We start from the raw sequence: 12,926 nt of genomic DNA, 5'->3' as shown, positions 1-12,926 counted from the left end.
GACGATGCCGCCCGGCGCCGTCACCCGGGTGCGCCCGAGCCGCCTGCTGTGGAGGAAGCTGTCGTTCAGCCGTCCTGTGCGGCAGCCGCGTCCAGCGCGTGACGCAGCGTCCGGTGCCGCTCGAGGACGCCGACCGTCGGCGCGGCGAGCTCGCGCCGGACGACCTCACCGACGCGCTCCTCGACCTCCTGGCGGTAGCGCGCCGCCGCCCGCTCCCCCTGTGAGCCACGCACCACCCGCGCGGTGATGCCGGCGCCGGCGCCGAGGACGAGCAGCCCCGCCCCGACGGCGAGAAGCGTCGGTCCGGGCAGGTCGACGGCCCCGACGGCACCGATGACGCCCAGGACGAGCGCGACCCCGCCGAGCGTGATCAGCGCAAGACCGGCGACCTGCAGGGCGAGCAGCCCCGGCCGGCGCACCTCCGGCAGCGGCACGCCGTCGACGGCGGAGGAGACGGACGCCCGCAGGGAGTCGGTGCGGGGCACGGCCTGCGTCACGGCCCGCACCCACCGTTCGGGCAGACCGGCGGTCGCGGCGGCCAGCCAGCGGCCCCGCACGGCCTCGACGGCCCCCGCGGCCGGCGGCTCGGGGCGGGCCAGCGCGCTGGACCGCATGCGGACGACCGCGGCGCGCACGGAGTCGGCGACGGAGGCGACGCCGGCGGCCCGGCTCAGCTCTCGGGCGGCGGCCTCCACCTCGGTGCTGCCGAGCGGCGGCTCCACCGTCCCGACAGCGACCCGGAGCCGGCGGGCGACGGCGCCGATCTCCGCGTCGGCGGTGCGGGCGGCGGTCGAGGACCGTGCCACCGTCAGCGCGAGGAGCTCGCGCACGTCCGCCACGCCCTGACCGGTGACGGCGGAGGTCGTGATGATCTCCACGCCCTCCAGACCGTCGGCCCGAAGCAGGCCCCGGACGGACTCGACCACCCGCGGCACGGCAGCGGCGGGGATGGTGTCGACCTGGTTGACGAGGACGAGCATCGCCTCCTGGCGGTCGGCCAGGGCACGCAGGTAGCGGTCGTGGAGGGCGTGGTCGGCGTACTTCTGCGGGTCGACCACCCAGATGAGCATGTCGACGAGCGGCAGCAGCCGGTCGACCTGGTCGGCGTGGGCCTCCGCGACGGAGTCGTGGTCGGGCATGTCGAGGAGCACGAGCCCGTGCAGGGCCTGCTCCTCGTCGGCGTCCAGGACGCTCTCGCGGCCGATGCGTCGGTGCTCGGACACCTCGAGGAAGTCGAGGAGCTCGGTGGCGGGGCCGCCCCACACGCACGCCGCGGCCCGGTCGGTGGTCGGCCGGATCGCGCCGACGTCGGCGAAGCGCAGCCGGGAGATGGCGTTGAAGAGGGAGGACTTGCCCGAGCCGGTGCCGCCGACGAGCGCGACGACCGTCCGGTCCACGCCGAGCGCGAGCCGCTTCTCCACCTGGGCGATGTCGGCGAGAGACGCGGTGACGAGCTCGGGGGCGACCTCGTCACCGGCCTGCTCGAGCGCGGCAGCGATCCGCTGGACGTGCGCGCTCAGCCGCTCGTCGTCGTGGGCGGGGGCGGCGTGGGCGCCGTGGTGCCTCATCGGTGTCCTCTCAGCTCACTGGCGCGCAGCCGCAGTCCGGCGCCGGCCTCACTGCGCAGCCCGAGGGCGGCGAGGCGGTCGAGGGCGGGACGAGCCTCGTCCCGGACCACCTCGGCCGCGGTGGCGTGCAGATCCTCGGCGATCGCCGTGACGACGTCCTCCCCCGGCACGAGCGCCCGGACGGCGCGCACGGCGCCCTCCAGGCCCGCGGCGGCCGCCTGGAGCAGACCGCTGAGCCCGGCGGCGTCCAGCACGCGGTCACTGTCACCGAGCACCCGCTCGGCGACGGCGTCGGTGCGCGCGGCCCAGGCGGCGACGGCGGACCCGGCGCGGGAGTCCCGTGCGCCGTCGTCGGCCACGAGCAGGCTCTCCCCGCCGCGGCCGGGCTCGGACCAGGCGCGGCGCAGGCCCGCGGCGGCGTCGGCCGCGGCGTCGACGAGGAGCGGGGCGAGCGCCTGGCGCGTCTCGGCGCCGATGGCGACGGCGGCGCGGCTGCGGTCGCGCACGCCGCCGCCCCGCCAACCCTTGCGGATGCGGGCGACGTCCCCGGCGAGCGGGGCGAGCACGCCGCCGGTACTGGCCGCGGACAGCCACCGGGTGGTCGGCGCGCCCTGGGTGGCGACGCCGGTGCGCAGACGGGCCACGAGCGCGTCGGCGGCCTCCCCGACGGCCTGCTCGGCGCGCGCGCGCAGCGTTCCGGCGGCCATGGCCTGCTCGGTGACGCCGTCGGCCAGCCGCAGCAGCTCCTCGCGCAGCGTCCCCCACACACCCTGGGTGGTGCGTCGCACGACACCGCGGGCAGTGTTGCGGCCCCCGAGGAGCGCGAGCCAGGTGCGGACGGGCTCGACGACGTCGGCCGGGAGGAGGCCCTCGTGCGGCCCGACGTCCCGGACGACGAACAGCGGCGCCTCCCCCAGGCCGAGGTCGGTCATCCGGCGCATGAGGTCGGCGCGCACCTCGGGGAGCACGCGTCGCGGCACCCGGTTGAGGACGACGGCCACCGTGATCCCGCGTTCCTGCGCCTGGCGCAGCACCCGCCACGGCACGGCGTCGCCGTAGCGCGCGGCGGTGGTGACGAAGAGCCACAGGTCGGCGGTCTCGAGCAGGAGGTTGGCCAGGGCGCGGTTGCCCTCGAGCACGGAGTCGAGGTCGGGCGCGTCGAGCAGGGCCAGGCCGGCGGGCACACCGTCGTCGGGGACGACGTCGGCGAGCTCGGAGACGGGGTGCTCGGCGACGAGCCACGTGTCCTCGGGGCGGACGGCGAGGACGGGGCTGACGGTGGTGGGCCGGATGACGCCGGCGGCCGAGATCTCGCGGCCGACGACGGAGTTGAGGAGGGTGGACTTCCCCGCGCCCGTCGAGCCCCCGAGGACGACGACGGCGGGCCCAGCCTCGCGCTTGAGGCGCGGCAGCAGGTGGGCACCGATCTGCGTCTCGACCCGGTCGCGCAGCTCGCGCAGCGTCTCGGTACCGGGCAGGTCGAGGGGGAAGCGGGCGGAGGTGACGTCCTCGAGCAGGTCGGTGACGACGTCGAGGATCGGTGACCTGCCCCGCACGTGGCGTGCCGAGCGGGCAGCGCGGGGGTCGGGGGCGGTGGTCACCCCCTCATCCTCCCTGGTCAGCACGGGCTGTCCAAGCCTCGACGTCACGTGTCGGAGTGCGTGTCGCACGGAGGCACTACCGTTGTCCCTGGCCGGCGTGCCGGGCCCCAGTAGCTCAATGGATAGAGCAACGGCCTTCTAATCCGTAGGTTGCAGGTTCGAGTCCTGCCTGGGGCGCCGCTGCTCACGCGCTTCGCAGCGCTCTTGACGGGCACCTCCGGGACGCTGGACGCTGGAGCCCCGTCCGGCCGGAGGCACATCATGGGCACGCTCGTCTACGCAGCCAACATCTCCCTCGACGGCTACCTCGAGGACGCAGCCGGGGCCTTCGACTGGTCCGAGCCCGACGACGAGGTGCACGCGTTCTGGAACGAGCACGAGCGTCGCATCGGCACCTCGCTCTACGGGCGGCGCATGTACGAGACGATGCGCGTCTGGGAGAGCGACGACTGGCTGGCCGGCGAGCCGGCCGTCATCCAGGAGTACGCGGGGATCTGGCGTGCCGCCGACAAGGTCGTCTACTCCTCGACGCTCGAGGAGGTGACGACGGCGCGGACGAGGATCGAGCGGCACTTCGACCCCGAGGCGGTACGCCGGCTCAAGGAGTCCTCCGGCGCGGACCTGAGCATCGGCGGTGCCGCCCTCGGGGCCGAGGCGTTCCGGCACGGCCTGGTCGACGAGTGCGTGCTGCTCCTGTACCCGGTGGTCGTGGGCGGCGGGAAGCCCGCGCTGCCCCTCGGCAGCCGGCTCGACCTCGAGCTGCTGGATCTTCGCCGGTTCGGCAACGGCGTGGTCTACGTGCGCCACGCCGTCGTGCACTAGGGACCGACCGACGCCAGCACCTCGGCGAGCTCCACCGGCCGGCTGACCATCGGCCAGTGCCACGTGGGGAGCTCGACGTAGCTCCAGTCGCCGTCGACCATGTGCGCGAACACCGGTGCATGGGGCGCCATCTGCCGCAGCTGCTCGAGGCTGAAGCTGCACAGCACGCCCGTCCGCGGCATCCGCTGCCAGGCGCCGGTGAGCGAGACGGGCTCGGTGGCGGTGCGCCAGGGCTGCGGCCGCGCGCCTTCGGCCAGGGTGGTGACGGCGGCGTCGTCGACGTCGGGCACGTCGGCCGCCAGCGCGGCCCAGTCCGGCGGCGGGAGCCTCCAGCCCTGGCCGTGCGTCATGACGCGGCTCTCGTTGGCCGCGCGCGCCTCGGGTCCCTCGAAGTCGGCCTGCGCAGTGCCGTCCGGCAGGGGCCCCGAGTCGATGTAGACCAGGCGCGCCACGCGCTCGGGCACGCGGTCCGCCGCGCCGGTCGTCACGAGGGCGCCGTAGCTGTGGCCGACGAGCACGACGTCGTGCAGGTCCTGCTCCTCGAGCAGATTCACGACGTCGTCGATGTGTGTCGTCAGGTCGGTCTGGGCGGAGGCGAGACGGGCGCGCTCGCCCATGCCCGGGAGGTCGACAGCGTGCACGGTGTGGCCGCGCGCGCTCAGCGCGTCGGCGACGGGGCGCCAGACCGAGGCGCCGAGCCAGAAGCCGGGGACGAGGACGTAGGTGGTGGTGGTCTCCATGTCGACGACGTTAGAGTGCATTGTGGACACAACCCGCCCGGTATTCGTGGGCGACTTCTCCGGACGGCCACGGCAGTGACGCGCCCGACCGCTCGCGTGCTCGCCATGCTCGAGCTGCTCCAGACGGGTGGGCAGCGCACCGTCGGTGAGCTGGCCGACCGGCTCGGGGTCGACGAGCGCACGGTCCGGCGGTACGCCGAGCACCTCGCCGACCTCGGCATCCCCGTCCAGGCCCAGCGGGGCAGGTACGGCGGGTACCGGCTCCTCCCGGGCTACAAGCTGCCGCCGCTGATGCTCACCGACGACGAGGCCGTCGCCGTCGTCCTCGGCCTGCAGGCCGCGGAACGCGCGGGGCTCGCCACCACCGCGCCGGCGGCGACGGCGAGCGCGCTGGCCAAGGTGTCGCGGGTCCTGCCGCGCGCCCTGAGCCAGCGGCTCGACAGCCTGCTCGCGAGCGCACAGTTCACCAGCCCGGCACGGGCGGCTGCCCCGGCCGGCGCCGACACCCTGCTCGCACTCGCCGCGGCGGCGCAGGCGCGGCGCACCGTGACGGTCGCGTACACCGCCTGGGACGGGCGGGAGTCGCAGCGCGAGCTCGACGTCTACGGCCTCGTCTTCCATGCCGGCCGGTGGTACGTCACCGGGCACGACCACGGCCGCGACGACGTGCGGACCTTCCGGCTGGACCGCATCGCCTCGGTCGCGCAGGGCCAGGGCTCCTACGACGTGCCCGCCGACTTCGACGCCAGGACGCGGGTCACCTCCGGCATCGCGGAGGTCCGGTGGGCGCACGAGGTCCGCGTCCTCCTGCGGACCACCCGGGCGGAGGCGGCCGAGCGACTGCCCCCGAGCGTCGGACGCCTGAGCGAGCATCCCGACGGCGTGCTGCTCGAGACGCGCGCCGAGCGCCTCGACGGCATGGCCCGCATGCTCGCCGGCCTCGGCTGGGACTTCGAGGTCCTCACGCCCGACGCCCTGCGCGAGGAGGTCCTCGCCCTCGTCGACCGCCTCCGGGCGAGCGCGGCCCGCGGCACGGCCGGCCCCGCGGGCACCGTGAGCGGCGCCGACGGCTAGCAGGTGGCCAGCAGCCGCTGGAGCACGGTGGTGGAGAGGTAGTCCGCGTAGCCCTCGGGCCACGGCGGCACGTCGGTGCCGGCGGGCAGCGCCGTCACCGAGACAGAACACTCCCCGCCGGTGGCCAGCGCCTCGGCCATGAACCCCCACGACGGCGCGCCGACGGTCTGGCCCTCCCCGCCGTCGACCTCGAGCGGCTCTGCCACGAACACCAACAGCTCGCCGAGGACCAGGTCCGGGCCGCGCTGGACGCGGAAGCTGAAGCCCGTCCCGCCGTCGGACTCGAAGACACCTCCGGCGACGTCGGGCTCGTCCACACGCGCACCTCCCACGAGCTCGAGCCCGTAGGGGTCCTCCGGCGCCACGAGGGCGGAGTACCGGACGGTGTCGTCCTCGTCGAGCTCGACCCAGCCGCTTTCGAGGACCGTGGCCAGCACGCTCCTCGTCGTGGCCAGGCCCTCACCGCCGTCGACGTCGGCGATCTCCACGGACTCGAGCAGCTCCCCCGAGTCGATGTCGACGACCACGTAGGACAGCGGTGGCCAGTCCGGCTCGATCGTCGGCGCGTACTCGTCGGTCGCGCCGCAGATCGTCCGGTCCCAGGTCACCCAGTACCCGGACTGGGTGTCGACGACCGCCACCCGTGGGTGCTCACGCATCCGGGCGTCGCCCCAGTCGGCCGGATCCGCGAGGGCGCCACCCGTCAGCGCATCGGCTGGGGTCGCGTTCCACCAGCCCTCCAGCCGGTCCGCCGCGAAGGGTGTCTCCCGGGAGGGGAGCTCGGCGCACAGGGTCGTCTCCGCCAACTCACTGCCGGCCGAGGGCGCCGCTTCGTCCACGGCGGTCGCGGGTTCGCGCAGACTCTCGGCCGCGGGAGACGGCCCCGTCTGCGAGCACGCGGCCAGGACGACGACGGACAGGACCGCGACGCTGCTCAGTACTCGACGCACCTCGACACCGTGCCACAGCGCTCAACGCCGAGGTGCCGCTTTCGGCTCGGCTCGCCTCGGGGCGGCGGGGACGTCACCGCCTGCGGCCCGAGATGCACCCGCAGTGTTGCGGGTCACACACTAGGAGGGTCCGCATGGTTCACCGACGAGGGAGTTCATCATGGCCACCGGGGAGACCGGCTTCGACGACGTCACCTTCGACCTCATCTCCGTGCAGTACCACGCGCTCAAGGCGGGGCACGACTACGGCCAGTACGTCCGCGACGCTCGCAACGCCGGCAAGGAGGACATCGCCCAGTTCTTCGAGCAGGTGATGAGGGAGGACTCCGAGCGGGCGCACAAGTGCCACGAGTTCCTCCGGCAGCTCGGTGGCGGGACCGACCAGACGTCACCGCAGCAGGGACCGGCCTGACCACGCGACGAGGACGAGGACGAGGAGCATCACGATGAGCGAGAGCACCGCCGGAGACGTGCCCGTGGAGAACCCGCAGCACGCCTCCGCACCGGAGACCCCCGACCGCGCCGCCCCGGAGACCAGGGAGGACACCCCCGACCTCACCGGCGCCGTGCCGGCGCAGGGAGAGCCGAGGGACGACCCCGACGCCGACGGCGAGGACCGCTTCGACGCCGGCTGACGGACGGGGCCGGGCGAGAGTCTCGGCGGTAAGTGCGCTGTCGGCGGTAAGTGCACTGTCGGCGGTAAGTGCGCTGTCGGCGATGAGGACGGGGGCTGACGGCGTGGGATGAGGGCGGGGGAAAGCGACAACTGTCGCGACTGCCGTCGGTAGGGTGGCGGTGTCCGTCGGTCGACCCGGCGGGCACCGGTCACCGCCTGCAGTGCTCGCCGGCGGGTGGCTGCGCACGGCCGTACCGCTCACCTGCATAGGAGCCCCATGGAACTCGCCGGCACCGCCCTGATCGTCGTCGTGGCGGTCGTTGCCCTCATCGTCCTCGTCATCGTCGGCTTCATCTACGCCAAGGTGCGCTTCAAGATCGCCACCCCTGACGAGGCGCTCATCATCACCGGCCGCAAGAGCGGCAAGCCGGTCATCAACCCCGAGACGGGCGACGAGACCACCGACCTGTCCGGTCAGCGCGTCGTCATCGGTGGCGGCACCTTCGTCAAGCCCGTCTTCGAGCAGGTCGTGCGTCTGTCGCTCGCCTCCCAGAGCTTCTCGGTCGCGGCCGAGGACGCGACGACGAAGAGCGGTGTCGGCGTCACGCTGCGCTCCATCGCCGTCGTCAAGGTCGGCGGCACCGAGCGCATGGTGCGCGCCGCCGCCCAGCGTTTCGCGGGCCGCAGCCAGGAGCAGGTCATCGAGCAGCAGACCAGCGAGGTCCTCGTCGGCGTGCTCCGCACCATCGCCGGAACGCTCACCGTCGAGTCGATCCTCTACGAGCGCCAGGACTTCTCCAAGGAGGTCAAGGACATCGCCGTGCCGATGCTCGCCGAGCGCGGGCTGGTCCTGGAGAACTTCGAGATCCAGACCGTCGAGGACTCCGGGGACTACATCCGCAACCTCGGGCGTCCCCGGGCCGCCGCCGTCGCCCGTGACGCCGAGATCGCGGAGGCGCAGGCCCGGCAGGAGAGCACCGAGCGGTCCAACGAGTCCGCCGTCCAGATCGCCGAGTCGAACAAGGCCCTCGCGCTGCGCAACGCGCAGATCGCCCGGGAGACCGCCCAGGCCGAGGCCGAGGCGGAGGCCGCGCAGGAGCGTGCCGAGGCGGAGGCGCAGCAGGCCGTCCTCATCGAGCAGGAGCGGGTCGCCCAGGGCCGGGCGGCGCTGCGCGAGCAGGAGCTGCAGACCGAGGTCCGCAAGCCCGCCGAGGCGCGCAAGTACGAGGCCGCGCAGGAGGCCGACGCCCGCAAGTACGCCGCCGAGCAGGAGGCGGAGGCGTCGAAGACCGCCGCGATCCGCAAGGCCGAGGCGGAGGCCCAGCGGACGATGGCGCAGGCCGACGCGGAGGCGTCCGCCGCCCGCGCCCGCGCCGAGGCCGACCTCATCGAGCAGCAGCGCCGCGCCGAGGGTGCCCTCGCGGTGGCCCGCGCGGAGGCCGACGGCGTCCAGGCACGCGGCGAGGCGGAGGCCGCCGCCGAGCGCGCCAAGGGTGAGGCCCGCGGTGCCGCGATCAAGGCGGAGTCCGACGCCTACCAGGCCTTCCCCGAGTCGGCCCGCCTCCAGATGGTCCTCGACGCGCTGCCCCGTATGGCCCAGCCCTACGCCGACGCGCTCGGCAGCATCGACGACATCACCGTCATCGACAAGGACGGCGCCGGGCGGCTCACCGACCAGGTGTCCGTCGGGGTCCAGGAGCTCGCCACCCTGCTCAAGGCCCAGACCGGGATCGACCTGCTCGAGCTCGTCCGCGGCCGCACGAGCGGTGGGCAGCAGCCCGAGCCCGTGGGCGTGGGGCGCCGCACCGCGGACGACGACGGCGCGAGCGAGGTCCCGACGAGCTGACCTCCCGCCGTGCCGTCGCCGCGCACCCGCCGCTGCGCGGCGACGGCACGCCGGCCTGGCTAACCGCCGTCGCCGGCCCGCTCGTCGAGCCGCAGGATGAAGGACTCTGCGGCGGCCAGCTGCTCGCGCAGGCGGTCGCGGCGGGTGGCGGCCGAGGCGCGGATCACCGCCAGCTGCTCGACGAGCTCGGCCCGCCGGCCCGGCGCGGTCTCGCGGTCGAGCGCACCGAGGACCTCGAGGACCTCGCTCATCTCCTCGAGGGTGTAGCCGAGGGGCTTCATCGTCTTGATGAGCTCGAGCGTGGCGACGTCGCCGTCGGTGTAGAGGCGGAAGCCGCCCTCGGTCCGGCCCGACGGCGCGACGAGACCCACCTCGCCGTAGTAGCGGATGGTCCGCAGGGACAGCCCGGTCCTCTCGGCCACCTCACCGATCTGCATGCGACCCATCGCGGACGTCCTCTCCTGCGTTCGAGCCCCGACTCTATCGAGGCCGCACGACCCGGCGGACGCGTGGTGAGCGAGATCATGTGGGCAGCACTCTGACGTTACGTTAGGGTTGTCCACGGAGCACAGCGCGTGCGGGCACGGACGACCGTCCTGCCCCTCGCCGCTCACCGACCTGGCCCGACGGCGCGCCACCCGACCCTGACCACCGGGCGTGCGCGCCTTCGACCACGGGAGACCTCGTGACCTCACCCTTCGCCGGCATGCGCCGACCCGACCGCGGCCCGATGGAACGCCGGATGGTCCGCACCCAGGACGTCACCTCCGTGCTCGGCGCCCTGCGCGACCCCCGGCGGCTGCGGACCGAGGTCCTGGCCGGCCTGGTCGTGGCGCTGGCGCTCATCCCGGAGGCCATCTCCTTCTCGATCATCGCCGGCGTGGACCCCCGCGTGGGCCTCTTCGCCTCCTTCACGATGGCCGTCTCCATCGCCTTCCTCGGTGGCCGTCCGGCCATGATCTCCGCGGCGACCGGTGCGATCGCGCTCGTCATCGCACCGGTCGTGCGCGAGTACGGGATGGACTACCTCATCGCCACCGTCATCCTCGCCGGTGTCATCCAGGTGCTCCTCGGGGTGCTCGGCGTCGCGCGGCTCATGCGGTTCATCCCGCGCAGCGTCATGGTCGGCTTCGTCAACGCGCTGGCCATCCTCATCTTCACCGCCCAGCTGCCCTACCTCACCGACGTGCCGTGGGCGGTGTACGCCATGGTCGCGGTGGGCATCGCCGTCATGGTCCTCCTGCCCCGGCTCACCACCGTTGTCCCCGCCCCGCTCGTGGCGATCGTCGTGCTCACCGCGGTGACGGTGGCCTTCGCCGTCAACGTCCCGAACGTCGGCGACCAGGGCGAGCTGCCCGACTCCCTGCCCTCGCTGTTCCTCCCGGACGTCCCGCTCACCCTGGAGACGCTGCAGATCATCGGTCCCTTCGCCGTGGCGATGGCGCTGGTCGGCCTGCTGGAGTCGCTCATGACCGCCAAGCTCGTCGACGACGTCACCGACACCCACTCCAACAAGACCCGTGAGGCCTGGGGCCAGGGCGCCGCGAACGTCATCACCGGCTTCTTCGGCGGCATGGGTGGCTGCGCGATGATCGGCCAGACGATGATCAACGTCAAGGCCTCCCGTGCCCGCACGCGGATCTCGACCTTCCTCGCCGGCCTCTTCCTGCTCATCCTCGTCGTCGGCTTCGGCGACGTCATCGCCCAGATCCCCATGGCGGCCCTCGTGGCGGTCATGGTCATGGTCTCGGTCGCCACCTTCGACTGGCACTCCGTGCAGCCCGCCACGCTGCGCCGCATGCCCAAGAGCGAGACGACCGTCATGCTCTCGACCGTCCTCGTCACGGTCGTGACCCACAACCTCGCCTACGGGGTCCTCACCGGCGTCGTCGTCGCGGCCGTCATGTTCGTCAACCGGGTCGCGCACTTCACCGAGGTCGTCGAGGTGGCCCACCCGGACGAGGACACCCGCGTGTACGCCGTCGTGGGTGAGCTGCTGTGGGCCTCGTCCAACGACCTCGTCTACCAGTTCGACTACACCGGCGACCCCACGAACGTCGTCATCGACATGTCCCAGTCGCACATCTGGGACGCGTCGACCGTCGCGACGCTCGACGCGATCACGACGAAGTACGCCGCCAAGGGCAAGAACGTCACCATCACCGGGCTCAACGAGGCCAGCGCCGAGCGTCACGCGCGCCTCGCCGGGCACCTCGCCGGGGAGTCCTAGGACGCGTCGGTCGCCGTCCCCCTCCGGACGTCGAGGACGGCGACCACGAGGGTGACGAGCAGCAGTGCCGCCGTCGTCCCGAACCCGGCGGTGACGGCGAGCGGCCAGCCCGAGCCGTCGAGCACCGCGAAGGCGACGGCGGTGATGATGCCCAGCCCCATCGCGGTACCGATGCGCTGGCCGGTCTGGAGCACGCCGCCGGCGCTGCCCGCGTACTCGAGGGGCACCTCCCCCAGCGTGATCGTCTGGTTCGGGGTGATGACCAGCCCCTGGGCGCCGCCGATGAACGCGAGCGTGAGGAGCATCCACCACACGCTCGCGTGGCCGGCGTCGACGAGCTGGACGAGGGCGATGCTCAGCCCCAGGCCGACGATCGCGCTGCAGATCCCGGCGACGACGATGGTCCGACCGAGGCGGGTCACCCGTCTGCCGGACCAGTTCGCCGTGAACGCGGACAGGACGGCGGCCGGCATCCCGATGAGCCCCGCCTCGAGGGCGCTGCGGCCCAGGCCGTCCTGGACGTAGAGCGCCACGAGCACCCACACGCTCGTCACGCCCATGAAGTACAGGCCGGCGATGAGCGTGCCGGTGGTGAAGCTGCGGACCCGGAACAGGGCGAGGTCGACCATCGGTGCGTGCCCGCCGTCCCGGTAGCGCCGCTCCCACCACGCCCACAGCGCGAGCAGCACGACGCCGCCGGGCAGCACGAGCCAGCCCGCCGGTCCCATGCTGCGCTCGACGAAGGGCAGGAGCAGCGCGAGCACCGCGAGGCCGAGGAGCACGGCCCCCACCGGGTCGAGGTCGCGGACCACCGAGCGGGAGCCGGGGCCGCGCGGGGTCCACAGCGGCCGGGGCAGCCAGCGCAGCGCCAGGACGATGGCGACGACGCCGACGGGCACGTTGACGAGGAAGGTCCACCGCCAGCCCTGCGCCTCCCCGGCGAGCTGGACGATGAGCCCGCCGATGACGGGGCCGATCGCGACGGACACCCCGATGACGCTGCCGAGCGCGCCGTAGGCCCGCCCCCGCTCAGGACCGCGGAAGTACTGCTGGATCATCCCGACGGCCTGGGGGTTGAGCAGGCCCGAGGCCAGCCCCTGGACCACCCTGGCGATGTTGAGGCTCAGCGGGTCGGGGGCGAGGCCGCCGGCGACCGAGGACAGCGTGAACAGGGCGACGCCGGCGATGAACAGCGGGCCCCGACCGAGGATGTCCCCCGCCCGGCCGGCCGCGACGAGGACGACGCCGAACGTGAGCGCGTACCCGGTGAGCACCCACTGGAGCTCGGAGTCCGAGGCCCCGAGCCCACGCTGGATCGAGGGCAGGACGACGTTGATGATGCTCACGCCCACGAGCGACATGAAGATCGCCACGAGCAGCACCGCGAGGATGCGCCAGCGCCGCGGGTCGGGAGTGGTGCCGTCGTCCGCCGGGCTCAGGGTGACCGCCTCTCATCTGCTGGTGTGCTCCGATGCTACG

Annotated in this window: 12 protein-coding genes and 1 tRNA gene; 7 read left to right on the top strand and 6 right to left on the bottom strand. The window is 73.6% G+C overall.

Translation table 11 applies throughout. The features are described from left to right. Positions 1-65: 65 nt before the first annotated feature. A complete protein-coding gene (locus tag DSZ44_RS07945; protein WP_110852073.1) occupies positions 66-1,568 on the bottom strand; it encodes a GTPase in 1,503 nt (500 codons plus the stop codon). Continuing rightward, entirely contained in the window at positions 1,565-3,169 is a 1,605-nt protein-coding gene (locus tag DSZ44_RS18255) for a GTPase domain-containing protein (protein WP_110852072.1), read from the bottom strand. Before DSZ44_RS18255 ends, DSZ44_RS07945 begins: the two co-directional genes overlap by 4 nt. Before the next feature lie 104 nt (positions 3,170-3,273). Between DSZ44_RS18255 and DSZ44_RS07935 the strand changes: the two genes are divergently transcribed. Then, positions 3,274-3,346, top strand: a tRNA-Arg gene (locus DSZ44_RS07935). 84 nt (positions 3,347-3,430) lie between these two features. Then, on the top strand, positions 3,431-3,991 hold the full coding sequence (locus tag DSZ44_RS07930; protein ID WP_110852071.1) for a dihydrofolate reductase family protein: 561 nt from the start codon (positions 3,431-3,433) through the stop codon (positions 3,989-3,991). Here the strand turns inward: DSZ44_RS07930 and DSZ44_RS07925 are convergent. Beyond that, on the bottom strand, positions 3,988-4,731 hold the full coding sequence (locus DSZ44_RS07925; RefSeq protein ID WP_110852070.1) for an alpha/beta fold hydrolase: 744 nt from the start codon (positions 4,729-4,731) through the stop codon (positions 3,988-3,990). The genes DSZ44_RS07930 and DSZ44_RS07925 overlap by 4 nt on opposite strands. Before the next feature lie 75 nt (positions 4,732-4,806). Between DSZ44_RS07925 and DSZ44_RS07920 the strand changes: the two genes are divergently transcribed. After that, positions 4,807-5,805, top strand: coding sequence for a helix-turn-helix transcriptional regulator (locus DSZ44_RS07920; protein ID WP_110852069.1), 999 nt, complete (start codon positions 4,807-4,809; stop codon positions 5,803-5,805). Here DSZ44_RS07920 and DSZ44_RS07915 read toward each other — a convergent pair. Next, positions 5,802-6,755, bottom strand: coding sequence for a hypothetical protein (locus DSZ44_RS07915; protein ID WP_146237501.1), 954 nt, complete (start codon positions 6,753-6,755; stop codon positions 5,802-5,804). The two genes, DSZ44_RS07920 and DSZ44_RS07915, sit on opposite strands and share 4 nt — an antisense overlap. Before the next feature lie 160 nt (positions 6,756-6,915). Here DSZ44_RS07915 and DSZ44_RS07910 point away from each other — a divergent pair, with 160 nt between their 5' ends. From DSZ44_RS07910 to DSZ44_RS07900, 3 genes are all read left to right on the top strand, one after another. After that, positions 6,916-7,167 (top strand): acyl carrier protein, encoded by a 252-nt coding sequence (locus DSZ44_RS07910; protein ID WP_110852067.1) that lies wholly within the window; start codon positions 6,916-6,918, stop codon positions 7,165-7,167. A 34-nt stretch (positions 7,168-7,201) separates the two neighbouring features. After that, positions 7,202-7,390 carry a hypothetical protein gene (locus DSZ44_RS07905; RefSeq protein ID WP_110852066.1) on the top strand — a complete coding sequence of 63 codons (189 nt, stop codon included), beginning with the start codon at positions 7,202-7,204 and terminating at the stop codon, positions 7,388-7,390. A gap of 258 nt (positions 7,391-7,648) precedes the next feature. Beyond that, on the top strand, positions 7,649-9,217 hold the full coding sequence (locus tag DSZ44_RS07900; protein WP_110852065.1) for an SPFH domain-containing protein: 1,569 nt from the start codon (positions 7,649-7,651) through the stop codon (positions 9,215-9,217). Positions 9,218-9,276: 59 nt separating this feature from the next. Here the strand turns inward: DSZ44_RS07900 and DSZ44_RS07895 are convergent, their stop codons facing one another. After that, entirely contained in the window at positions 9,277-9,654 is a 378-nt protein-coding gene (locus DSZ44_RS07895; RefSeq protein WP_110852194.1) for a MerR family transcriptional regulator, read from the bottom strand. Positions 9,655-9,947: 293 nt separating this feature from the next. Here DSZ44_RS07895 and DSZ44_RS07890 point away from each other — a divergent pair, with 293 nt between their 5' ends. Beyond that, positions 9,948-11,447 carry a SulP family inorganic anion transporter gene (locus tag DSZ44_RS07890; protein ID WP_181424579.1) on the top strand — a complete coding sequence of 500 codons (1,500 nt, stop codon included), beginning with the start codon at positions 9,948-9,950 and terminating at the stop codon, positions 11,445-11,447. Here the strand turns inward: DSZ44_RS07890 and DSZ44_RS07885 are convergent. Continuing rightward, positions 11,444-12,820 (bottom strand): MFS transporter, encoded by a 1,377-nt coding sequence (locus DSZ44_RS07885; RefSeq protein WP_258369313.1) that lies wholly within the window; start codon positions 12,818-12,820, stop codon positions 11,444-11,446. The two genes, DSZ44_RS07890 and DSZ44_RS07885, sit on opposite strands and share 4 nt — an antisense overlap. Between the last annotated feature and the right edge of the window lie 106 nt (positions 12,821-12,926).

It is taken from the genome of Georgenia satyanarayanai, from assembly GCF_900116375.1.
Lineage (GTDB): Bacteria > Actinomycetota > Actinomycetes > Actinomycetales > Actinomycetaceae > Oceanitalea > Oceanitalea nanhaiensis.
The sequence above is the reverse complement of the archived record's forward strand: the minus strand, read 5'-3'. Positions and strand labels throughout refer to the sequence as shown.

Coding starts and splice junctions, on each gene's coding strand:
- DSZ44_RS07930 (WP_110852071.1), top strand. CDS start 3,431: ATGGGCACGCTCGTCTACGCAGCCAACATCTCCCTCGACGGCTACCTC.
- DSZ44_RS07910 (WP_110852067.1), top strand. CDS start 6,916: ATGGCCACCGGGGAGACCGGCTTCGACGACGTCACCTTCGACCTCATC.
- DSZ44_RS07900 (WP_110852065.1), top strand. CDS start 7,649: ATGGAACTCGCCGGCACCGCCCTGATCGTCGTCGTGGCGGTCGTTGCC.
- DSZ44_RS07905 (WP_110852066.1), top strand. CDS start 7,202: ATGAGCGAGAGCACCGCCGGAGACGTGCCCGTGGAGAACCCGCAGCAC.
- DSZ44_RS07890 (WP_181424579.1), top strand. CDS start 9,948: ATGGAACGCCGGATGGTCCGCACCCAGGACGTCACCTCCGTGCTCGGC.
- DSZ44_RS07895 (WP_110852194.1), bottom strand. CDS start 9,654: ATGCAGATCGGTGAGGTGGCCGAGAGGACCGGGCTGTCCCTGCGGACC.
- DSZ44_RS07925 (WP_110852070.1), bottom strand. CDS start 4,731: ATGGAGACCACCACCACCTACGTCCTCGTCCCCGGCTTCTGGCTCGGC.
- DSZ44_RS07945 (WP_110852073.1), bottom strand. CDS start 1,568: ATGAGGCACCACGGCGCCCACGCCGCCCCCGCCCACGACGACGAGCGG.